Annotated in this window: 26 protein-coding genes; 8 read left to right on the top strand and 18 right to left on the bottom strand. The window is 38.8% G+C overall.

All coding sequences use genetic code 11. From position 1 onward, the window contains the following. Nucleotides 1-60: 60 nt before the first annotated feature. Complete coding sequence (locus NY607_RS00255; protein WP_016993914.1) at nucleotides 61-1590, top strand: AbgT family transporter; 1530 nt, start codon at nucleotides 61-63, stop codon at nucleotides 1588-1590. 13 nt (nucleotides 1591-1603) lie between these two features. Beyond that, nucleotides 1604-2794, top strand: coding sequence for an amidohydrolase (locus NY607_RS00260; protein WP_048394504.1), 1191 nt, complete (start codon nucleotides 1604-1606; stop codon nucleotides 2792-2794). Nucleotides 2795-3044: 250 nt separating this feature from the next. Here the strand turns inward: NY607_RS00260 and ccsB are convergent, their stop codons facing one another. After that, nucleotides 3045-4214 carry a c-type cytochrome biogenesis protein CcsB gene (ccsB, locus tag NY607_RS00265; RefSeq protein ID WP_237900665.1) on the bottom strand — a complete coding sequence of 390 codons (1170 nt, stop codon included), beginning with the start codon at nucleotides 4212-4214 and terminating at the stop codon, nucleotides 3045-3047. 342 nt (nucleotides 4215-4556) lie between these two features. On the opposite strand from ccsB, the gene NY607_RS00270 reads away from it, so the two are divergent. After that, nucleotides 4557-5294: a class I SAM-dependent methyltransferase gene (locus tag NY607_RS00270; protein WP_237900663.1), complete on the top strand. Its 738-nt coding sequence runs from the start codon at nucleotides 4557-4559 to the stop codon at nucleotides 5292-5294. A 14-nt stretch (nucleotides 5295-5308) separates the two neighbouring features. On the opposite strand, the gene NY607_RS00275 is transcribed toward NY607_RS00270, so the two are convergent. Genes NY607_RS00275 through NY607_RS00285 form a run of 3 tightly spaced genes read right to left on the bottom strand, consistent with a single transcriptional unit; the run spans nucleotide 5309 to nucleotide 6812 of the window. Further along, nucleotides 5309-5743, bottom strand: a complete 435-nt coding sequence (locus NY607_RS00275; RefSeq protein ID WP_237900661.1) for a GNAT family N-acetyltransferase — start codon at nucleotides 5741-5743, stop codon at nucleotides 5309-5311. Next, entirely contained in the window at nucleotides 5740-6228 is a 489-nt protein-coding gene (locus NY607_RS00280; RefSeq protein WP_259418895.1) for a GNAT family N-acetyltransferase, read from the bottom strand. Before NY607_RS00280 ends, NY607_RS00275 begins: the two co-directional genes overlap by 4 nt. After that, entirely contained in the window at nucleotides 6225-6812 is a 588-nt protein-coding gene (locus NY607_RS00285; protein WP_259418896.1) for an SMI1/KNR4 family protein, read from the bottom strand. Before NY607_RS00285 ends, NY607_RS00280 begins: the two co-directional genes overlap by 4 nt. Nucleotides 6813-7012: 200 nt before the next feature. On the opposite strand from NY607_RS00285, the gene NY607_RS00290 reads away from it, so the two are divergent. Further along, the gene (locus NY607_RS00290) at nucleotides 7013-7564 is read left to right on the top strand and encodes a GNAT family N-acetyltransferase (RefSeq protein WP_259418897.1); all 552 of its coding nucleotides are present in this window, start codon (nucleotides 7013-7015) and stop codon (nucleotides 7562-7564) included. Nucleotides 7565-7617: 53 nt separating this feature from the next. Here NY607_RS00290 and NY607_RS00295 read toward each other — a convergent pair whose 3' ends face one another. Beyond that, entirely contained in the window at nucleotides 7618-8175 is a 558-nt protein-coding gene (locus tag NY607_RS00295; protein ID WP_259418898.1) for a histidine phosphatase family protein, read from the bottom strand. Between the two features lie 214 nt (nucleotides 8176-8389). Next, on the bottom strand, nucleotides 8390-8680 hold the full coding sequence (locus NY607_RS00300; RefSeq protein ID WP_259418899.1) for a hypothetical protein: 291 nt from the start codon (nucleotides 8678-8680) through the stop codon (nucleotides 8390-8392). A gap of 517 nt (nucleotides 8681-9197) precedes the next feature. On the opposite strand from NY607_RS00300, the gene NY607_RS00305 reads away from it, so the two are divergent. Then, nucleotides 9198-9368: an aspartyl-phosphate phosphatase Spo0E family protein gene (locus NY607_RS00305; RefSeq protein ID WP_004230265.1), complete on the top strand. Its 171-nt coding sequence runs from the start codon at nucleotides 9198-9200 to the stop codon at nucleotides 9366-9368. A 172-nt stretch (nucleotides 9369-9540) separates the two neighbouring features. Continuing rightward, nucleotides 9541-10011 carry a hypothetical protein gene (locus NY607_RS00310; protein WP_259418900.1) on the top strand — a complete coding sequence of 157 codons (471 nt, stop codon included), beginning with the start codon at nucleotides 9541-9543 and terminating at the stop codon, nucleotides 10009-10011. 124 nt (nucleotides 10012-10135) lie between these two features. On the opposite strand, the gene thrS is transcribed toward NY607_RS00310, so the two are convergent. The 10 genes from thrS to NY607_RS00360 form a co-directional block, all read right to left on the bottom strand. Further along, nucleotides 10136-12052 carry a threonine--tRNA ligase gene (gene thrS, locus NY607_RS00315; RefSeq protein ID WP_259418901.1) on the bottom strand — a complete coding sequence of 639 codons (1917 nt, stop codon included), beginning with the start codon at nucleotides 12050-12052 and terminating at the stop codon, nucleotides 10136-10138. A 378-nt stretch (nucleotides 12053-12430) separates the two neighbouring features. Further along, nucleotides 12431-12661 (bottom strand): hypothetical protein, encoded by a 231-nt coding sequence (locus NY607_RS00320; protein WP_259418902.1) that lies wholly within the window; start codon nucleotides 12659-12661, stop codon nucleotides 12431-12433. A gap of 14 nt (nucleotides 12662-12675) precedes the next feature. Then, complete coding sequence (locus NY607_RS00325) at nucleotides 12676-13032, bottom strand: hypothetical protein (protein WP_054549268.1); 357 nt, start codon at nucleotides 13030-13032, stop codon at nucleotides 12676-12678. 11 nt (nucleotides 13033-13043) lie between these two features. Continuing rightward, entirely contained in the window at nucleotides 13044-13640 is a 597-nt protein-coding gene (locus NY607_RS00330; protein ID WP_259418904.1) for a hypothetical protein, read from the bottom strand. 121 nt (nucleotides 13641-13761) lie between these two features. Then, a complete protein-coding gene (locus tag NY607_RS00335) occupies nucleotides 13762-14268 on the bottom strand; it encodes a hypothetical protein (protein ID WP_259418905.1) in 507 nt (168 codons plus the stop codon). Nucleotides 14269-14391: 123 nt separating this feature from the next. Further along, a complete protein-coding gene (locus NY607_RS00340; protein ID WP_048394533.1) occupies nucleotides 14392-14856 on the bottom strand; it encodes a hypothetical protein in 465 nt (154 codons plus the stop codon). Nucleotides 14857-14903: 47 nt separating this feature from the next. After that, nucleotides 14904-15389 (bottom strand): GNAT family N-acetyltransferase, encoded by a 486-nt coding sequence (locus NY607_RS00345; protein ID WP_259418906.1) that lies wholly within the window; start codon nucleotides 15387-15389, stop codon nucleotides 14904-14906. A 15-nt stretch (nucleotides 15390-15404) separates the two neighbouring features. After that, a complete protein-coding gene (locus NY607_RS00350) occupies nucleotides 15405-15752 on the bottom strand; it encodes a DUF3147 family protein (protein WP_259418907.1) in 348 nt (115 codons plus the stop codon). After that, nucleotides 15752-16150 carry a MarR family winged helix-turn-helix transcriptional regulator gene (locus NY607_RS00355; protein WP_036219134.1) on the bottom strand — a complete coding sequence of 133 codons (399 nt, stop codon included), beginning with the start codon at nucleotides 16148-16150 and terminating at the stop codon, nucleotides 15752-15754. Before NY607_RS00355 ends, NY607_RS00350 begins: the two co-directional genes overlap by 1 nt. A 165-nt stretch (nucleotides 16151-16315) precedes the next feature. Then, a complete protein-coding gene (locus NY607_RS00360; protein WP_259418908.1) occupies nucleotides 16316-16678 on the bottom strand; it encodes a hypothetical protein in 363 nt (120 codons plus the stop codon). 148 nt (nucleotides 16679-16826) lie between these two features. Here NY607_RS00360 and NY607_RS00365 point away from each other — a divergent pair, with 148 nt between their 5' ends. Continuing rightward, entirely contained in the window at nucleotides 16827-17162 is a 336-nt protein-coding gene (locus NY607_RS00365; protein ID WP_259418909.1) for a hypothetical protein, read from the top strand. Nucleotides 17163-17177: 15 nt separating this feature from the next. Here NY607_RS00365 and NY607_RS00370 read toward each other — a convergent pair whose 3' ends face one another. Together NY607_RS00370 and NY607_RS00375 are read right to left on the bottom strand one after the other, a co-directional pair. Beyond that, nucleotides 17178-18161 carry an HD domain-containing protein gene (locus NY607_RS00370; protein ID WP_259418910.1) on the bottom strand — a complete coding sequence of 328 codons (984 nt, stop codon included), beginning with the start codon at nucleotides 18159-18161 and terminating at the stop codon, nucleotides 17178-17180. Further along, the gene (locus NY607_RS00375; protein WP_115674627.1) at nucleotides 18151-18798 is read right to left on the bottom strand and encodes a class I SAM-dependent methyltransferase; all 648 of its coding nucleotides are present in this window, start codon (nucleotides 18796-18798) and stop codon (nucleotides 18151-18153) included. The genes NY607_RS00370 and NY607_RS00375 overlap by 11 nt, the downstream gene beginning before the upstream one ends. Before the next feature lie 913 nt (nucleotides 18799-19711). Here NY607_RS00375 and NY607_RS00380 point away from each other — a divergent pair. Then, the gene (locus tag NY607_RS00380) at nucleotides 19712-20365 is read left to right on the top strand and encodes a FusB/FusC family EF-G-binding protein (RefSeq protein ID WP_048394543.1); all 654 of its coding nucleotides are present in this window, start codon (nucleotides 19712-19714) and stop codon (nucleotides 20363-20365) included. The last annotated feature ends 49 nt before the right edge of the window (nucleotides 20366-20414 follow it).

Genomic DNA, 20414 nt, shown 5'->3' on the forward strand with positions numbered 1-20414 from the left:
AATAGAGACATTGGATTCTTAAAGGTTAAGTCTAATAAAGTATAAAAGGAGATGAAATTTATGCAAGGGAATTCACAAACAATTAAGAAAAAATCTTGGATTGACAATATGTTAGATAAAATCGAGCGTGCAGGTAATAAGCTACCGGACCCTATCACGTTATTTATTATTCTAGCAGGTGTAGTACTAGTTTTATCATGGGTTTTATCCATGCTCGGTATTTCAGCAGTTCAACCTGGGACCGAAGATGTCATTCAAGTAAAAAATCTGCTAAGTCAAGAAGGACTTATCTTAATTTTAACGCAGATGGTTTCAACATTTACAGGCTTCGCTCCATTAGGGCTAGTAATCGTGACAATGATTGGTATTGGTTTAGCTGAGCAAACAGGCTTAATTTCAGCTGTCATGAAGAAAATTGTGATGTCAGCACCTACAAAATTAATTGTACCTTTTATCATTTTTACAGGTTTAGTTGGTAACTTAGCGGCTGACGCGGCATTTATCATTTTACCACCAATTGCAGCCATGATTTTTATGAGTATTGGTCGAAATCCATTAGCAGGCTTAATTATTACATATGCAGCTGTAGCTGGGGGCTTCAGTGCGAACATATTAATTAGCTCTCTAGATGTATTATTATTAGGGATTACAGAATCAGCAGCACAAATAGCAGACCCCGCGTACACTGGTCGTGCAACGATGAACTACTATTTCTTAATTGCTTCGACGTTTTTATTAGTCATTATTGGTACATGGGTTGCAAAGAAGTTTACAGAGCCTCGCTTTGGTTCGTTTCATGGTGAAATTGAAAAGCTAGAGCCATTGACAGCTTTAGAAAAGAGAGGATTAAAGTGGGCTGGAATCGTAACGCTAGTTTATATTTTAGTCATTGCTTTTACAGTCATACCTTCGAACGGTCTTTTACGAGATCCTGCCACAGGTGGCTTTTTAAACTCACCTTTCATGGCAGGCATTGTACCTATCATGTTATTCTTCTTCCTATTACCTGGGCTTGCCTATGGGATAGCAGCGAAGGAGGTTAAAAACGATAAGGAAGTTGCAGAGAAAATTTTTAAATCCATTGCAGATATGGCGCCATTTATTGTATTAGCATTTGCCGCTTCACAAATGATTGCCTTTTTCAACTGGAGCAATATTGGTTCTATTTTAGCCATTAAAGGTGCAGAGCTTTTACAAGCATTGAATTTTACAGGTTTACCAATGATGATAGGATTTGTTTTAATTTGTGCCTTTGTCAACCTATTAATCGCCAGTGCTTCTGCAAAATGGGCTTTACTTGCACCAATTTTCGTACCAATGTTCTTATACTTAGGCTATTCCCCAGCGGTTACGCAGATGGCCTATCGTGTAGGGGATTCGATTACAAATCCAATTACCCCTATGTTACCGTATTTCGCGATTTTACTATCATTTGCAAAGCGCTATGATAAAAATATCGGTATAGGCACGCTTATATCTTCTTTATTGCCGTTCTCGGTGTTTTTCGCAATCGGTTGGATTATCCTCTTCGCCATTTGGTTCCTACTAGGTTTACCGCTTGGCCCTGGAGATTATATTTACTTAAAATAAGGAGTGTTAGAGAATGACAACATTACAACAACAGTTAGCAGATTTATTAAAACATTATGAAGAAGAGACAATACAGCTTCGTCGTCATTTCCATGAAAATCCTGAGCTTTCCTTTGAGGAAGTTGAAACGCCAAAAACCATTGCTGCCTTTCATCGTGCATTAGGTCATGAGGTTCGTGAAGGTGTAGGTGGCAATGGAGTTGTGGCAAAGCTAGTTGGTGGAAAACCAGGGAAAACAGTAGCGTTACGAGCAGACTTTGATGCTTTAGCCATTACGGAAGAAACCGGCTTACCTTTCCAATCGAAAATTAAAGGGCGTATGCATGCTTGTGGCCATGATGGACACACAGCTTCCCTCTTAATCTTAGCGAAGGCGTTTAATCAAATGAAGGATGATTTAGAAGGAACAATCGTCTTTATTCATCAACATGCTGAGGAACTTGCGCCAGGTGGAGCTATTTCGATGATTAGAGATGGCTGCTTAGAAGGTGTAGATGTTATTTTTGGGACACATTTATGGGCACCCACTGATCTTGGCAAAGTGCAAACAGCTAAAGGACCATTAATGGCTGCAGCAGATGGTATTTATATAACGATAAAAGGCAAGGGCGGCCATGGTTCAAACCCAAGTGACACCAAGGACTCCATTGTCCTTGCAGCTCAGTTTATTACAAATTTACAGCAGCTTGTGGCACGTCGCATCAACCCATTACGTCCAGCAGTAGTATCAATTGGCCATATTGAGGCATTAAATCCATTCAACGTCATTGCTGATCAAGTGTACATGAAGGGTACGGTGCGCACTTTCCACGAGGAGGAGCGTAGTTTGTTAGAGCATGAAATCGAAGAGCTTTTAAAGGCAACTTGTTATTTAACAAAAGCTGATTACGAGTATGAGTATGTGCGAGGCTATCCGCCTGTTGTGAACCATGATGCAGAGACTGAGCATATAATGGCGTCCGCAGAGAAAATTGCAGATGTTGAGACTGTTGAAATAGTTGATCCCAATATGGGCGGTGAGGACTTTGCCTATTTCTTAGAGGAAATCCCCGGTGCGTTTTTCTTCACAGGGGCGAAAAACCCTGATTGGGAGGAAGTCTATCCACACCATCATCCGAAATTCGATATCGACGAGCGCTCATTACGAATTGCCGCCAACGTTTTAGGTCAAGCAACGCTAGACTATTTCGCAAAAAATAATTAATAAAAAGCATTACGAAGTGCTACATGCATTTCGTAATGCTTTTTTCGGTTGAATATTTTAATAAGAAGAAAAGGATGGTCAAAGCTAAGAGGTTCTCTCACTAGTTGGAGCAGTTACCTAACTAGTTTGAGCGCTTTCTTTTCACTTTGGAGCGATTACCTGACTAGCTTGGGCGCTCTCTCCTCACTTTAGAGCGGGCTCCTCCTCACTCAGTCAGGATCACTTAGGAGTCAAGACCCCCTACCTCTAACTAGGCATAGGAATGTAAGCCGGCAATGACTAGATTGACAAATACTTGGTTGAACACAATAATGCCGAAGCCGATGATGGCCAACCAGGCTGTTTTTTCTCCTTCCCAGCCTTTGGATAAGCGGAAATGGAGGAAGGCTGCGTAGAATAAAAAGGTAATTAATGCCCACACCTCTTTCGGGTCCCAGCCCCAATAGCGACTCCAGGCAATTTGCGCCCAAATCATGGCGAATAGCAGGCCACCTAATGCAAATAATGGGAAGCCGATAACAACTGCGCGATAGGAAATCTCATCCATTAATTGTGGCTGTACGCGGCTTGTCCATGGCTTTAATAAGGCACTCACTGATTTTCTTGTGATGAATCGAATGACACCATATAAAATAGTACCCACAATAAATGCCCAAACAATCGAGTTTAATTTCTTGGCATCTATTTTATTTGTGATTTCGACAACACCGATTGCTTCACCCTTCTCGGTGACGGCTCCTTTACTGACAATCAGGGGCATCATGGAGTAAGTGGCTTTTTCTTGCTGTCCCTGTGCATTATCGAATTGTACCTGCACCTCTTCTGTGGCAAGGCTGAAAAACGTCGATACGCCAATAAAGCCAATGACAACCACCAAACAATACAACACAAACTCAAGCCCGTATGTACTGATAGATTTTTTGGAAACATCCAGCGTTCTTAATAAGTAAATTAAACCTGTAGCAAAGGATACAGATAAAATGGCACTAGAAAAGGCCACAGTCATGACATGAATCGTTAACCAGTGACTTTGTAATGATGGAACAAGCGGCGATACTTCCTTCGCGAAAACGCTTCCATAACCAAGGATGATTAAGGATACAGGAATCGTGAATAACCCAACCACGATTTGCTTATATAAGAAATGGATAATTAAGTAACTTCCTGTAAGCATGATGCCAAAGAACGTCATAAATTCATACATATTACTGACAGGTGCATGGTCAACCGCCACCCATCTGACAACAAAGTACACGAGCTGTAGGGCAAAGGCTATATAAGTGAGCAATAGTCCTAGCTTACCGAATGTTTTTCTCTTTGATTTGACTGCTAGCCCTAATGGCACAATAGCAATGAGTAGTAGAATAAAGGCAATAAATAAGGCATTGCTACTAATGGATAATAAACTTTCTTGATTCAATAGAATCCCTCCAACGTCTCTTTTTCGGAATATGCTTCCAAATAGTAAGAACGTTATAGCGTGTAAGAAGTGCCATGTTTTCCCTTTAAATATTTTTATTTTTTCAAATTGTTACATTTTTATGACATGGAAATGGGGATGTGCTTGGTAGGATCCATCATTATGTAGAGGGAACGAGAAAATATCCCATTAAATGGAAGGCAACTGTATCAAAAAATGGTATGCCTTATCTACATCTTACAAAAAATTGTAATAAAAGTCTATTTCTTTTTCTATCTACATGGGACAATAATGATGCGCACAAATAACATAACGTTATGTTTCATAAACTGGAGGCTTTTAATGAAACAAAATATTTATGATAATCCGATATTTTTTCATCACTACAAGACATTGAGACAAAAAGCATCTAATTATAACCGTCTTTTGGAGCAGCCCACGATGAAGGCTTTACTTCCACCGTTGACAAATTTACAGGTACTCGATATTGGCTGTGGTATGGGGGATTTCGCCAAGTATTGTATCGACCATCAAGCCAAGCACGTAACCGCATTAGATGTTTCGAGCAATATGCTGTCCGTCGCTAAACAGGAGCATGCCCACCCACAAATTGACTATCAGCTACAGGCAATAGAGGATTATGAAGCTCCTTCGGCTAGCTTTGATTGTATAACCAGCTCCCTATCTCTTCATTATGTCAAAAATTTCGATGCGGTCATTGCTCAAATTGCTCACATGCTACGTCCTAACGGTGTATTTATTTTCTCTGTGGAGCATCCTATTGCTACAGCTCGTCATACAACAGATGATAATTGGGTATATGATGACAATCATCAACGTCTGCACTATGCGGTGGATCATTACCAGGAAGAAGGCTTGCGTGAGCAAACATGGTTGGTGGATGGTGTTGTCAAATATCATCGCACTATAGCGACACTGGTCAATACATTGATTACCCATGGGTTAACCATTGATAAAATCGTAGAACCAATTCCAAGCACAGCAGCCATTCAACAGCTTCCTTCTATTGAAAAGGAACTACGCAGGCCATCCTTTTTATTCATCAAAGCAAAAAAATAAACGAAAGCCTCACCCTAGGTTTGTGGTGAGGCTTGTTTCATATAAATAATTTCTGGGTCTCCCTCATCCAAGTTGTCGATAAAACCGCTTTTGATAAAGCCTAGGTTATGAAAAAGCTGGTGCATACGCCTATTGGATTGATTTGTAGAGGAGAAAACCTTTGCTGTTTTAGCCATTTGGATATAAGCGGTCATTAAGGCAGATGCGATCCCCTTTCTGCGCTCGGACGGCTTGACAATGACTAAGGAAATAAAGCTATAGCCAAAAAAGTCATTGCTAAATAGCAAAAACCCCCCAATGGTATCGGCGGATTGGTATAGCAAACAGCGTTTCTCTTTGATAGCTTGCTGAATTTCTTCCGCTCTGGATGAATCTCCAATTACTTCTTGATCGATTGTACAAAGCGCTTGTAAATGCTCCATTCTTGCTTCAATTATATGGTGGCTCAATTTTCAACCTCCTTCATATAATAGCTCATTACCTTTAGCTCATCTCGAAGTCCCATTGCCTGTCTGCCTTCATCGACAAAGCCACATCGCTTATAAAGTTCTTGAGCAGCTCTATTTGGCACATTGACCCCAAGCACCAGCTCATTGATGAGTGGGAAATGCTTGCGAACAAAGTCAGGCAATAATTGAAGTGCTGTCTTGGCATAGCCTTTGCCCTGCTCATAAAAATCAGTGGAAAAGGAACGGATTAATAGCGCATGTTCATTGGAGGAGTAAGGCGTCACCCCCTCTTTTTCATGTAAGACAAAGAACGTGACTAGCTTGTTACCGTCCATTGCTAAAATGGCATGTCGACTATGATCCTGCTTAGCAAGTGCAATGCTTTCTTTTGGAGACTTTGTATAGCGTAGCTGCTCTTCTGTTAGGGTATATTGTTCTACTAAATTTTGTGCTTTGTCCTCATAGAACTTGAGCTGCATAGTCACTCGAATTCCTCCTCGTAAATAGCAGTGAATTCATAGTCTCCCTCTATAAGTTGCTGTAAATAATCCTCAAACGAAGCTGCAATCACCTCAAAGCTATCAGGATCATGGACATAACGAACCACCTGGCCAACTTGTCCCGCTTCATTTGGCGTAAAATCAATATAGAGGCTCGATGTGCCCCCATTATTCATACAATCAGCAAAGCAGAGCCGTTCATTTAACGGGACATGCATATTAATCTTTTCATCTACTTCCACATACGCTAAAAATTCCTGATAGCGCTCATAAATTGTTTCACGCTTGTCATGATAATCTTTCACGATTTGCTCCACCGATTTTAAATAATACGGATAATCCCCTAAATCAGAGCCTAGCACTAAAACACAGATCGTTTCTTGCCCATGCTGACAATAATATGTACCATTGACATCCTGTAATAGCTCCACCAAAGCTTGTGGGCAGTTCGGAAATACTTCTAACAAGGCCCGAATTTGTGTCTCTGAAGCACCAAAAGCCTGTTGTAATTGTTGCTGCTCTTCTTGTGGTAAGTATTGTAATAAATTCGCAAAATATGTTGTGCGCATCTTAATCCCTCGCTCTCTTTAACTATGACATATTTTAACATAATTTCTTCCATTTTTTTAGTCTCTCATGCTACTATGGAAGTATGCACAAAAAAGGGGTGGGTTTATGAGTGTGAAAGATGCAGTAGACGTGAAAATATTACCAACAATCGTAGGGTTGTAACGCTACTTGCAGCCCTTATATAAGGGAGAATACAATAATGGAACATTATTTGAAAACATTTTTAACAGGGCAATCGATCACTTTACAACAAATGACTACTGCTGACCTAGAGGCTTTTATAGCAATCGAAAGCGAAATCACCTCTTTGCTACTTGCTAATGATGAGATTCCCTTTCCACAAACTGTAGAGGATCACACCGCTTTCTTTAACAGTATCAGCGGAAAGAAGGAGGAATACTTTTTCGGTATCTATGAAAAAGCGTCACAACAGTTAATAGGCTCCTGTGGCGTTTATGCAGTGAATTGGCAAAATAGCACTTGCTCTGTCGGCATTTCAATTGGGAAAGAGTGGCACGGCAAGGGCTATGGCACGGATGCAATGAAAACGCTCATTGATTTTATCTTCCAATATATAGCTGTTCAGAAAATCAAGCTTCAGGTTTTTAGCTTTAACCCAGCAGCTATTCGCTCCTATGAGAAATGTGGCTTCACAAAAGAAGGCATTTTACGCCAAGAAATTTTCCGCTTTGGTACATTCCATGACGTAGTTTTATTTGGCCTCTTACGCTCCGAATGGGAGAGGAATTAACAGAATAGCACAAAAGAGATACTATGATTGCTGTAGTATCTCTTTTCTTTTGTTCAGTCCGCTTGCCACACACGTGTTACTTCCTGTAAGGATAGCCCTTGAAAGGATAATCGATAGATATCTGGCATACTTAGCGTTTGCCAAAATGCATAATCGTACTGGGCATCAAAATATTGCATCATCAATGCCATGATATTGCCATGTGTACCGATAACGACAGACTCCTCTGGATGAGTAAGAAGGATGCGCCGCAAACTTGGAATAGCACGAGCCATCGCCTGTTGATTGGACTCTCCACCTGCCCATGCAAAGCTTGGCTCATGCCACACCCGTTGAACTGCTGCATGAAAATCCTCCAGCTTCCCATTAGCAAGCTGCCGTTCTTTTAAAGCATCTATCGTTTGGACGGGTAAATGACGCGCCTGTGCAATCCCCTCCACTGTTTGAATAGCTCTACGATAGGGACTAGCATAAACTGCGTCAATTCGCTGATGCTTCAAAAGATTTGTGACACGCTCTGCATCCCTTTGTCCCTGAGCAGATAGTGAACGATGATATTCATCCTCTGAATAATGGGCATGTGCATGTCTAACAAAATAAATCTCAGTCATCTGTTTCTCCTCTTTAATCTTAATGAACATTTCAAATTGCAGGGTATATGTTTTGATGTAGCACTGACTCCCAACGGAAGTTTCCAGTTAAACGAACTGTGAATGAGGAGTATTCGATTCATGAATAGCTATTCGATCATAAAATCTATAATGAAATACGTAAGTGAAACCGTACTGCTCAAACAATTCTTTTATGGGGAATGCAACATAGCTGTCAGTAATTGCATTTAATGCATCCATACGAAGTTCTTCCACTAAATCCAACATAATGAGCAGCATTTCCTCTGTTTGAAAAGGTTTGTAAAAGACGAATCTCTCCATCGTTTAAAAATGCTTGATAGGCCTCTCTATTTTCCAAAGATAAATCCGCTACATAGCTAAATTCAGTGGATGTCGATGTCGTATCCATGTCATACACAATGGTCGGTTCCTGTAAGGGCTCCTCCCTTTCACATGGCATTAGTAAACTTAAAAAAGCAATGATTGAAACCAGTTTTTTCATCATGCGCTTCATCACCTCATCTATCATCCATTATTCCATTAATTTCAAAAATTCTCAACATTTCACCATAGACAATGAAATGTCCCCATTTCTAAACAACAAAAAAGGGAATTTGCTAAAATGTGACAAGATATGAATTCCACGCTTAATTATCGGAAAATTCAATCTCTAATCACAACTTTTTTCTTAGTATAAAAGACTTAAGACTTCTCCATTTTCCCCTTAATATTTTCTAAAACAAAGAACGTGAATAACCCTATCCAACACATGAATAGGGTTTTAAGTCATATATTAAATTCTATAAAAGGGTAAATTCACAGTACTATTTATCTATAATACATAAAAATTTTCAATCGAGCTAAATAGGATGAAGTACCTTATCTATGACTAAATTACGAATTTAAGAAACGATACACAATGTGACATTTTTTTTAATATAAGTGATATACAATGAAAAAGTTGAATCGAGGTCATAAAATTTATTTCAAGAATATGGATAAAAAATTAGGAGGAAAATATCTTGGTTAACTTATTACTTAAACAATTCTTGAAGGCGGAAATTGAGATCAAACGAAGAATTATGTATAAAAAAGCAAAGGATCTTGGTTTCACCCACCCTATTGTAGTAGATTACAGTCAAGAATTGGATGTCTTACTTAATAGATATTTAAAACAAGCACAAGCTTCCTAATCATAACGAGGCATATAATAGAAGAAAGAATAGATATGATAAAGCCAAGCCATGTTTTATTGGCTGGTTTTATCAGGAATGATACATGCATTCACCTAGCCATTTCTCATAATGTATAGAGAATGAAAAAGTAGGCGATGTTTTTGATAAGAAAACATTTGGAGGTTGAATGATGCACGTATTCATCTTAACTTTTATGGTTGTTTCCAAAATATTAATGCCACCTCAACATTCAGTAGACCATACAACACCCACACTTTGCACACCAACTGAAATAAATACACTATATCAATACCCAAACAACCAATTTCAATCGTTTCGTGATGAGGACACATTTTATCAGCAGCTTAATCGTGCGATTTATGAGGAATATACCAATGCTTCATTGAATATTCGTCAAAAGATGGCTTTTAAAGATGTAGCAAATGCGACAAAACGTTTTTATTTACAAACAGATGGTAAACAGGAAACAATAGACCTCTCTCAACATACTTTTATTCATCCCAATCGACAAGTTTATTTTTTAGCATCCTTTCAGCACAATACCGATGAATCCTATCGCAAATTTCTTGTCATCGACGCTGAAACACAAGAAGTAATACTGGGACATTCGCATTTTCAAGAAAGTTCCAAGCACCTTTAATTCATTGTATGCACACCATGTAGATTCTAGTAGTCATTTCAAAAAAATAGAAGTAAAAATTTCTTAACAATTAAAAAGCTTGCGATGAATGACGAACATTCATCGCAAGCTTTCTTTACTTAAATTAAGCTAAACTTTTTTGTTGAATGGCTGTTGTGACTTCTTCTATTAATTGCTGTAGTGACTTATCAGTGGAATTTTGCTGACCATGTCTGCGAACAGCTACAGTTTGGTTGGCAACCTCACGATCACCAATAACCACAATATATGGTATTTTTTGCAATTGGGCTTCTCGTATCTTTTTGCCGAGCTTTTCTTGACGGTCATCTAATTGCACACGGATGTCTGCCTGTTGTAAAGCTTCAACAACTTGCTTGGCATAGCCTTGATGTGCCTCAGCTACTCCAATCACTTGGACTTGCTGTGGTGCCAGCCAAGTTGGGAATGCTCCGCCAAAATGCTCGATTAAAATACCTAAGAAGCGATCAATTGAGCCAAACACTGCACGATGGATGACAACAGGTCTCACCCTTTCATTGTGCTCATTAATATACGTTAAATCAAATTTCTCTGGTAGCTGGAAATCAAGCTGAACCGTTGCGCATTGATGACTGCGCTGAATCGCATCTTTAATATGGATGTCAATTTTCGGTCCATAAAAAGCCCCGTCCCCTGCATTAATTGTATAGGCAATACCTAAATTGTTTAGGACATTTTCAAGTGCTGCTTCTGCTTGATCCCACAGTGCCAAATCACCCATATAATCATCTGGTCGTGTCGATAATTCAATCGTATACGCAAATCCAAAGACGTTGTACACTTCATCTATAATCTTTAAGGCCAGTGCAATTTCATCCTCAATTTGCTGTGGTGTTGCAAAAATATGGGCATCATCCTGACAAAAAGTTCGTACACGTAACAGACCATTCAAAGCGCCACTAAATTCATGTCGGTGCACTTGCCCAAATTCTGCCATACGTATAGGTAAATCCCGATAGGAATGTAAGGCATTTTTGAAGATCAGCATATGCCCAGGACAGTTCATCGGCTTTAAGGCAAAGCTTTGGTCATCCACCTGTGTGAAATACATATTGTCCTTATAATGATCCCAGTGACCTGACTGCTCCCATAAGCGTTGGTTCATCATCAGCGGTGTTCGTACTTCCCTATAGTCATATTTTGCTTGTAAATGTCGCAAATACGATTCCAGTTCATTGCGTAAAATTTGACCATTGGCTAAATAGAAGGGCATGCCAGGTGCTTCCTCTGAAAACATAAATAACGATAGCTCTTTACCTAGCTTGCGATGATTTCGCTTTTCTGCTTCCTCCAAGAAGATAAAATGATCGCACAGTTCCTCTTTTGTAGCAAAGGCAACGCCATAAATACGCTGAAGCATTTGATTCTTGCTATCGCCTCGCCAATAAGCGCCTGACACATGCATTAATTTAAAATGCTGTAATTTGCCTGTAGACGGGACATGTGGACCACGACATAAATCATAAAAATCTCCCTGCTCATAAATCGTAACTAGCTCATCTACAGGAATTGCCTCCAACAGCTCTAGCTTTAACGCATCATGGGCGAATAATTGCTTTGCTTCTTCACGTGAAACCTCGCGTCTATGAATCGGGATATTTTCCTGTACAATTTGTTTCATTTTCTTTTCAATTTGCTGTAAATCACTCGGTGTCAGTGTATCAGCAATATCTATATCATAATAAAAGCCATTTTCAATGACTGGTCCTACTCCAAATTGTGCATGTGGATAAAGTCGTTTAATTGCCTGAGCTAATAAATGGGCCGTAGAATGGCGAATGACCTCGATCCCTTCCTTTGAGCTTGCATCGTACAATGTAATTTGTGCATCTTCCATAATCGGGCGCGTCAAATCAATGATGGTTCCGTTAACACTCCCTGCGACTGCCTTTTTACGAAGCTCTGGACGAATCGCTTGTGCAATATCGGTTAGTGTCACACCTTTAGTAAATGCTTGTTGTTGACCATCTGGAAATTGAATGTGAATACGTTGATTTGACATGTTTCTCTACTCCTTTTAGTAATAAAATCAATTACACCTTGGCATAATTGTGTAGATAAAAAAACACATATCCGCCCCTAAGAAGGGACGAGTATGTGTTGATTACCCGTGGTTCCACCCAAATTCCCACTAGTTTATAAGCTAGTGGCTCATTGATTTTGCTGTAACGCCGCAAAAAAACGGTGCAAGTTTCCAAGCACGGCTCCAAGGTAGTAAGATGGGAGTACGACATTAGGAAGCTTGCAGCCAAGGCCTCCCTCTCTATAAATGGTTAATCGCATCTCTTGTCCTTATCATTGCCCATTTCATTTTGTATGAAATTGTTAATTACTATAACGAATAGTGAATTCTTTGTCAAACACTAAAAAAGAAAAAAATTTAGCGATGGACTTGCAATGGGCGTTCTGGACGTTGAACACAATAGTGACAATGCGGGTCATCACATGCCTCCTCTTGCCACTCATTACACATCGCACAAAAATAACTATCAAACGTGTCATCATAGATGATGGAATTTTGACAACTCGGGCATTGTTGATTTTTTTGAATCGTACCGCTGATTTCTAGCCCATCAATAATCACTATATCTTCGCGCTGTTCAATTCGCATTTTATTATTATCTCCTAATGATTTTTCACTTCTAAGGTCTCATCTTCAGATTGCCATTCTACATGGATCATTGGCTTTGTTTCTCGTTTAAAGATTTTCTCACTTTCTTTTTTTGTGAAGGAATAATAGCCATCTTTATTTAACTGAACATCACTTAAATTTTGGGATTCTTTTGTCCCCTCAATTGTAATTTCTAAAGGCCCCAAATCATCATCATCTCCCAGATAAAATAAGCGTAAGCCCACCTCACCATTACTATGATAGATGGCTTTCCAATGCTCACTTTTGGCGATATAATGTATCTCCTGCTTGGGACTTTGACAAGCTGTCAATAGGATGATGAGGGCAAGTGGAAACATCCATTTTTTCATTAAATATCCCCCTAACCTTGTATGGTGATAGCCCACCCTGTCGGCTTTTCTTCAAAGGCATCCTCGTATTCTGTAAAAACAAAATGAAGTCCACTTAAATCATCTGGCAAGGGTGGTGTCACCACATACGTACTGCTTTCATGTCCATTTGAGCCACCTGTACCTTTACTTCGGCATTCATAGGACGCATCAATGTATAGACCAAAATGTTTTCGTTCTAATTTTTGCTGAATCGTTAGCTGAGGTTCTTGCTGCTCATCCCAATCGATTAATAATTGCACTACACTTGCATTGTCATATTGACGAACATAAGAAACCGTATACAAACACTCTCCCTTTGCTACTGTTTTCAATACAGGGATATAGTGACGGAAGCCTGAAGGTTCTACCTTTGAAGTATAGTATTTTTCTGATTTAATCAACTGGAAGAACAACGCTAAAAAAGTATCATCGAAACCATATTGCTGTGCCCATTTCGAAATGGTATCATCCGAAGGCAAGCCTGGAGTAAGAGCAGCTTGCTCTTTTCGTTGCTGCAAAAGTGCACATATTTGCTCATCTATTGTGACAAGCCTTGAATCATTGTATTTGCTATGTTGTTCGGACATCTATATCCTCCTTCCTCCTGCAAGTCCTTCTTCTTTCTATACGTTATTTTCCGCAATTGGTTCCATAAACAGCCTATTTTTACTTGTAAATACCAAAAAAGCTATCCAATACATTGGATAGCTAGTTCGCTAGCATATCATTGTGCCAGCTAGTCGAGTCTGATAATTGATATGTAACCATATTGGCTGTCACAGCGAGAATAACACCCGCTCGGGACATATGAGAGGTATTTGGCTTTTCTAATACAAGGACCACGTAGCCCTCTCCACGTCCTTGCTCATCAAGCGCATTCGTCGCATTGATTTCAAAGGTGGAATACGTTTGCTCATTCGTTGCATACAGAAGTCGTTCTTCATCATACACGCCATGTTCTTTTAAATTATAGCTGACAGGCATCCACCCTTCAGACCATTCAATACTGCCTATCATTTCTCGTTTCCTTCTGGCAAGACGTCCAATGGAATACCTAAAATATATCTTCATAATCGCTTGATTGTCTTCATTTTTTCCTTCACAAGTGGCTGTCACTTCAAGCATAATATCATTTTTAAAAAGCTTTTTCATAAACACTAATGCCACAGTGATAACACAGATAAATAGTACTATACCCAAGATGATAAATGCCATTAGGTCCCTCCTAGTATCACAATTGCTGTTAATACAATATTACCATGTTCTAGGAGAGATAGGAGCTTTTCACCAAACAATCTTAGAAATTGACACAGGCATAAAGGATAAGACAAAAAGTGATTATTTGTTGGCTTGAAGCTCAACTGTAAGCGTAAAAGGTATTTTTAAGTATTCATAGTGTATCGTTACTTTCTGGTTGTTAGATGCTAGAACTTGTACTGCATAATGCTGTGGCTGCTCGCCAATAGCTTGTTGATTTATGTATCTTTGAGGTACGATCGTTCGCTGTGCTAATTTATGAAAAGATAGTTGATCATTTCCCTCTAGCTTTGTTTCCGCCTCAAAAGGTTCTGACTTACTTATTATAAGCTTCGCGTTATCAGGACGCTGATCATTCACCAGTATTTGCTTTAACTTAATTTCACGCAGCCCTGTATTTTCAAGTGCGATGATTTTGATTGCTTCATTGCCTTGTTTGCTGCTATAGCTTTGAATAACAAGTGGTGGATTGCTCTTGAGATAAATCATAAAGATTGCCCCGACCACTAGCACACTCAGTACTAAAATAAATAGTATTTTTTTCATACTTTCCCTCTCTTTCCTCCCAACTAGTATAACAAAAACAACCTGACTTATTGACAGTCAAGTTGTTTTTGTAAACGCATTTCATCTCGTATTGGAATACCATCATTACCAATGAGTGGGATAGAAGGCTTATAGGCTCTTGCTTTTTCCACTGCATTACGCAGTATTTCTATTAAACAATAGCCTCGTTTTTGATAGAATTTCAATGCATGCAAATTATCGTTTGTTGTAATAAGTGATATGCTTGTACAGCCCTGCTCCATTGCTGCTTGTTCTACCGCTTTCACAAGAGCAGAACCAATACCTTTCCCCTCAACCGTACTATCTAACGAAATGATTTCACAGTCCTCTTCCCGCATGATATAGGTGATTAAACCGATCATCATTTGTTGCTCATTCATAAAAGCAAAGCCTGCTAATTCACTACAATCATAAATGCCACTGGAAATGACCATCTCTGTCGTACCCCAATGTTCCTGAAAAAATTCGCTTACAGTTTGTTTTGGTAGTTGATGTATGGCAATAATCGTCATTTTATAAACTCCTTCTTAAATGGAAATATGAAAAACCCCTGCAATCGCTTTTTGTATGCCTAAAAATACAGCCCAGGATAGCACACCAAGTCCCATAGCTAGTACAATATGTACGGAGGATTTCATCGCCATGTAAATCACAAATAGCATGCACATCGTTGCAGGCAAGCCAACGATAACGCCTACCGTAAAGCGTTGAATATGCTCACTCGACTCACTTTGCACTGTCAGCCAAATAATGCTTAAAATACTCACCAAGGGCAACGCAGCAATAATTCCTCCATAGGTAGGAAATCGTCGTGCAACCTCCGTCACAACGCCAATGATGGCTGCTGAACTCAAAATTTTAAAGAATGTATACATTATTTTGCCACCTCACTTAGACGTCGAAACGCCTGTAGAATGGCTTGCTGTTCCTGCTCAGTTAGCTGATTAAGTGCATGCTGTAGCTTATCATCATCTAGCTCCGAGTTTTTCTTCAACACTTGTAGCCCTTCTGCTGTCAAATGTAGCATGACCTTACGCTGGTCGTCACTTGCACGCTCCTTCATCACCCAGCCATGACGCTCTAGCTTTTTCACATGCTCTGATGCCGTATTAGGAGAAATATTTAGTAACCCTGCTATATCACGCACCGTCACTTCCTCTTCCTTTTGTATCATTTGCAAAATACGCACACTCTGATGGGAAATAACATCTTCATGGGTTGTATGTAGATGATAGAATATCGTTGTAAAATAATCATTTATATCTTTAATCATTGTTATAACTCCTTTAATATATCGTTTAAAACGATTATATCGTATACAACGATATATTAAAAGTGACCTCGTTAAAGTTTTTATTTTCTGATATTTTTCTTCAGTAAGCTTAGCATCTGATAGCCATCTGAGGGTAAAACTGTGTTGCAAGAAATTGAAAAGTATTCAAATAAAAAAGGCTATTGAAAAAATAGTGTATCCCTGCATAAGCAGCAAATAACGGGCAAGATAGCTGGCAAAAGGTAATACTGCTAAAGTCATGATAGGACCACCCGCTATAAATCCGAGCGACTGCTTGCGCGTTAAGCTACTCCCGTTTTGCGGCGTACAGAAGCCAAAAAATCCCCATCGAATATGGAAATGTATACGACCTATACGCAAGTTTTCAGGAAGATTTTTTGCACCTAAATAAACATGGGCTCGTTCCTTTGAACATACTATAACACCCAATGCATGCCCAATTTCATGCAGCAGCGTAGAGATTGGTATGCCTACTACATATAAAAGCATAAAGGATAGAATGGACATTACTACTCACCCCCTCCCAAAAATTCTATCTATTTTTCATAAACATCTATCTTTCTGCGCTTCTTGCTAAATAGTATCAATGGGTACTTGTGAACACTTACGTTCTACAGTATTATTACTCTATTCTGAATTTAATTGAGGGCATCCCATGTTATACTTTCTCTATTTTTTAGTAGGTGGCACAATCATGGTGCTAGCGCTACTACTTAGCCAATCTAAGTATTTATTTTTATCAGGTATTATTACGGCCTTACCGATATTGACGCTCATTAATATGGGCATGCAAATGAAAAATATGAAAGAAGATACCTTTCATACTGTTCTTCAAAACACGGTATTTGGAGCGGTTGGCATGCTATTATTTACTGTGCTCACGTTTCTCCTAACAAGCTGGTTTAAACCAGGCATCTCTGTTATGAGCGCGCTCGCTGTCTATGCCGTATTTATGCTTTCTGGCAAATATATTTTATCCATGTTTGCCTAAAGAAAAGGAGCTGCCCTATGACAGCTCCTCATTGATTATTTTCACATAAACACCCTGCTCAAACCTTTCCAAAGCAGAGATATTCATTGCTTTGACATAGTTAGATACCTCGCTCGCCTTCCATAGTCGCTGTTGATGATAGATAGCTGGATCGATGAGTCGCACTTTATTGCGAAAATGAATGTCATAATTCTCTTGTTCTTCTCTTACCTCTACATTTTCATGTAATTGTTGTACAAGAGCTTGAACGTCTCGATCATGTGAAGCCTTCATCTGCTGCAATACCTCATGATCAGTCTTTAGGAAATCTTCAAGCGTTAGAATTTGTTTTGCTAGTGACAGCTTTAATACATTCGCTAACGAACTTGTCGCATAGATATTTAAAGGGTGCAAGAAAAAATCTAACACTTCCTGATAATAAATTTTTACAAACCATTCTGCACGCTCAATCGTTTTAACACACAGTTTCCCCTGAAAAACGAATAAGTCCTGTAAAAATTTTTGGATATCTTCCAGGGCTAAATTTCCATAAAAATACATATCCCTTAATGTATAATCGATACGATCCGCACACAATGCTGGAGCAGGTTGTTCAAGTAACGACCATCTGGATGTATCAAGTATGTTCTCTACTTCGTAGCCATATTTTTCAAGAATTGCAGGTATCGAAGACTGTTTGATAACATCCATGAATATCGCTTCATGGTAATCTTCCGCCTCATTTTCAAGGACAACATCCACCACATGGGAAAAAGCGGTATGGGACACATCATGTAATAAGCCTGCCACCTGCTCCTGCAATGAACCGCCAAGCTGTCTAGTAAGCAGCATGACACCTACAGAATGCTCAAATCTTGAAATAGTCCACTTGCTATTTACTAGAAAGCCTGCCCCAGCCTGATGAATTTCCTTTAAGCGTTGAACTGGCTTACTTACAATCAATTCCTCTAACAAACCATCTATCTCGAACTCCCCATATAAGGGGTCACTAATCAGCATTTATATTCTTCCGACTAATCACAAAGACTCCACCACAATGCGATAGTGGGTAAAATGTTAACTCACAAATTTCCTGTAAGGCAACCTTTAGCTCCTCATGGACAAAGTAAAATTCATCCTCGTCCCAGTATCCCTTGCTATCTTGACGACATTGCTCCAGCTGCTCTCTTGTCTGGAAAGCTACATCGCCAATTAAAATTTTCCCTGTTGGTGATAGGTGCTGTAATAATTGTGTGATATACAAAGACTTTTGCTCATCTGTAAAATGATGGAGCGCATACGTACTAATAATCGCATCATAGGGCTGCTGTAATAGCTCCTGTGGCAAGCCATTCATTAAATCCCACTCCATTAAGTGAGCCTCTGGCATTTTTTCCTTGGCAATGGCAATCATGTTCGCAGAAAAATCAAAGCCATAAATCGAATGCCCCTGTTCATAAAGCTTCGCCGTTAATACCCCTGTTCCAAAGCCAATATCTAAAACTGTGGAAGCGGGAACAGCCATCACTTCATTGAAAATTTTATTTAAAATCGCTTTATAGCCTGCAAATGGGTATTGATACTTTTCCTCACTGTGTTGTACCGTTTGGTCGTATCCATCGGCCCATAAATCAAAACCTTGTTTATTTAATAGCATAGTGCCTCCTACAATGTATAAATTCTCCAAGCATTCATTAATTTACGTTCAGTCATCTGTTTCATCATAAATCCCCCTTCATTAACCAATTCAGTCCATTATACCAATTTATTACCTTTCCAACAATTCAGAAAATAAACAGTGCTTTATCAATTTTCAAATTTTCATAAGCTGTTATAATCAATATGTATAAAAATTACAATAAACATTCTGGATAATATTTTATTATAAATTCCCAAAATATTACCATATTCAACTTTTTACGATATAATAATAATATTGGGTAGTTAAAATATAAAAGGAGATGACTTAATGCAAGGTACAAACAAAAAGGCGTTGTTATGGGTTAGCATTATAATGAGCTTAATGTCCATTTTCTTTGCAACTTTTGGTTCTAACAAATTTGGAGCCCCATTCCCCTTTATAAGTTACATCGGTGAGAATGAGTTATCATCCGCAATTGCTCTATTTACTAAAAATGGCATTACTCAAATTAACTTTAATATACTTTATTTCTTTATAAATGTTACACTAATTTACTTTATTCTTTTTTATGGTAGAAATATAATTAGTTCATTAAAATTAATTAAACAATCCTAATTTCAAAACAATTCAAGAGCAATTAGGGCAATCACATGTTACTATATCTATAGACACTTATAATTTTTAACAAATTAATGTAAATTGGTCGCCTGTTTAGTTCAACCTATTATAAAACCTCATGTAAAACCCATATAAATCAACGTTTTCTTTAAAGGAGGGATCTAAATGATCGCATTCACTTGTAATGCATGCTCTAGAACGACTTCTTTAGGTCAAAGAGGTCAAGATTAAGTTATAAACTAACAGAAATTGAATGATCTCTTTAGGCCAAAAAGTAATCAAATAGCCTAATAAACAGGAGAGATTTCAAATGGAACAACAAACAATTCAGCCGTTTTTAACGGTTGCCAACTATCATTTACTAGAACAGCAATTAAATAAAATTTTACATGCATTGACAACAACAAAGGATAAAAACGTTATCCTAGCGGTACGTGGCCTTGTTGATACGGAGGTAACGACAAAATTAGCATTATCAGCAGCAGAAACAATGCTGATTGACCAGCTTTTTGCTGTCACAGATCGTGCACAAGGTGATGCATTTTTAGAGCAATTAAAACCATATGTCATCCCGTTCAAGCCGGTGACCGCTAGTACGCTTAAAGCCTTATTTAAAAAAGAAAAGAAGCTCAAGCTACCAAATCTAGAAGCACTCGATTTTCAGCAAATTTGTTATCTTGCTTGGGATGATGCTGGCACACATCGAAAGTATGTTGTCCTTGAGCAAAATGGGCAGCTAAAAGGGATCAAAGGGATATTTGCCAATAACACCGTTCGCGGCATTTGCGCTATTTGTAATCGCCATTCAGATGTAGGCCTATTTACTACGTCCATTAAAGGACAGGTGGTAGGCACGTTTACCAACCACAGTAATTACATTTGTGCAGATAGTCAAACATGCAATGAACATGTTACGGATATGAACAGAACACTGGAGTTTTTCGAGCGTATTACACAAAAATAAATGAACGAAGGCAGAAATGTTGTGCAAACAACATTTCTGCCTTTTAACT

This window comes from Lysinibacillus sp. A4 (assembly GCF_024919535.1).
GTDB lineage: Bacteria > Bacillota > Bacilli > Bacillales_A > Planococcaceae > Lysinibacillus > Lysinibacillus capsici.

Excerpts from the sequence above, each read along its gene's own strand:
- NY607_RS00255 (WP_016993914.1), top strand. The coding sequence starts at position 61 with ATGCAAGGGAATTCACAAACAATTAAGAAAAAATCTTGGATTGACAAT.
- NY607_RS00285 (WP_259418896.1), bottom strand. The coding sequence starts at position 6,812 with ATGCGCACAACATATTTTGCGAATTTATTACAATACTTACCACAAGAA.
- NY607_RS00300 (WP_259418899.1), bottom strand. The coding sequence starts at position 8,680 with ATGATGAAAAAACTGGTTTCAATCATTGCTTTTTTAAGTTTACTAATG.
- NY607_RS00370 (WP_259418910.1), bottom strand. The coding sequence starts at position 18,161 with ATGCTGATTAGTGACCCCTTATATGGGGAGTTCGAGATAGATGGTTTG.
- NY607_RS00310 (WP_259418900.1), top strand. The coding sequence starts at position 9,541 with ATGCACGTATTCATCTTAACTTTTATGGTTGTTTCCAAAATATTAATG.
- thrS (WP_259418901.1), bottom strand. The coding sequence starts at position 12,052 with ATGTCAAATCAACGTATTCACATTCAATTTCCAGATGGTCAACAACAA.
- NY607_RS00380 (WP_048394543.1), top strand. The coding sequence starts at position 19,712 with ATGGAACAACAAACAATTCAGCCGTTTTTAACGGTTGCCAACTATCAT.
- NY607_RS00335 (WP_259418905.1), bottom strand. The coding sequence starts at position 14,268 with ATGGCATTTATCATCTTGGGTATAGTACTATTTATCTGTGTTATCACT.
- NY607_RS00365 (WP_259418909.1), top strand. The coding sequence starts at position 16,827 with ATGTTATACTTTCTCTATTTTTTAGTAGGTGGCACAATCATGGTGCTA.
- NY607_RS00330 (WP_259418904.1), bottom strand. The coding sequence starts at position 13,640 with ATGTCCGAACAACATAGCAAATACAATGATTCAAGGCTTGTCACAATA.
- NY607_RS00350 (WP_259418907.1), bottom strand. The coding sequence starts at position 15,752 with ATGTATACATTCTTTAAAATTTTGAGTTCAGCAGCCATCATTGGCGTT.
- NY607_RS00360 (WP_259418908.1), bottom strand. The coding sequence starts at position 16,678 with ATGTCCATTCTATCCTTTATGCTTTTATATGTAGTAGGCATACCAATC.
- NY607_RS00295 (WP_259418898.1), bottom strand. The coding sequence starts at position 8,175 with ATGACTGAGATTTATTTTGTTAGACATGCACATGCCCATTATTCAGAG.
- NY607_RS00355 (WP_036219134.1), bottom strand. The coding sequence starts at position 16,150 with ATGATTAAAGATATAAATGATTATTTTACAACGATATTCTATCATCTA.
- NY607_RS00290 (WP_259418897.1), top strand. The coding sequence starts at position 7,013 with ATGGAACATTATTTGAAAACATTTTTAACAGGGCAATCGATCACTTTA.
- NY607_RS00325 (WP_054549268.1), bottom strand. The coding sequence starts at position 13,032 with ATGAAAAAATGGATGTTTCCACTTGCCCTCATCATCCTATTGACAGCT.
- NY607_RS00340 (WP_048394533.1), bottom strand. The coding sequence starts at position 14,856 with ATGAAAAAAATACTATTTATTTTAGTACTGAGTGTGCTAGTGGTCGGG.
- NY607_RS00320 (WP_259418902.1), bottom strand. The coding sequence starts at position 12,661 with ATGCGAATTGAACAGCGCGAAGATATAGTGATTATTGATGGGCTAGAA.
- NY607_RS00270 (WP_237900663.1), top strand. The coding sequence starts at position 4,557 with ATGAAACAAAATATTTATGATAATCCGATATTTTTTCATCACTACAAG.
- NY607_RS00375 (WP_115674627.1), bottom strand. The coding sequence starts at position 18,798 with ATGCTATTAAATAAACAAGGTTTTGATTTATGGGCCGATGGATACGAC.
- NY607_RS00345 (WP_259418906.1), bottom strand. The coding sequence starts at position 15,389 with ATGACGATTATTGCCATACATCAACTACCAAAACAAACTGTAAGCGAA.
- NY607_RS00260 (WP_048394504.1), top strand. The coding sequence starts at position 1,604 with ATGACAACATTACAACAACAGTTAGCAGATTTATTAAAACATTATGAA.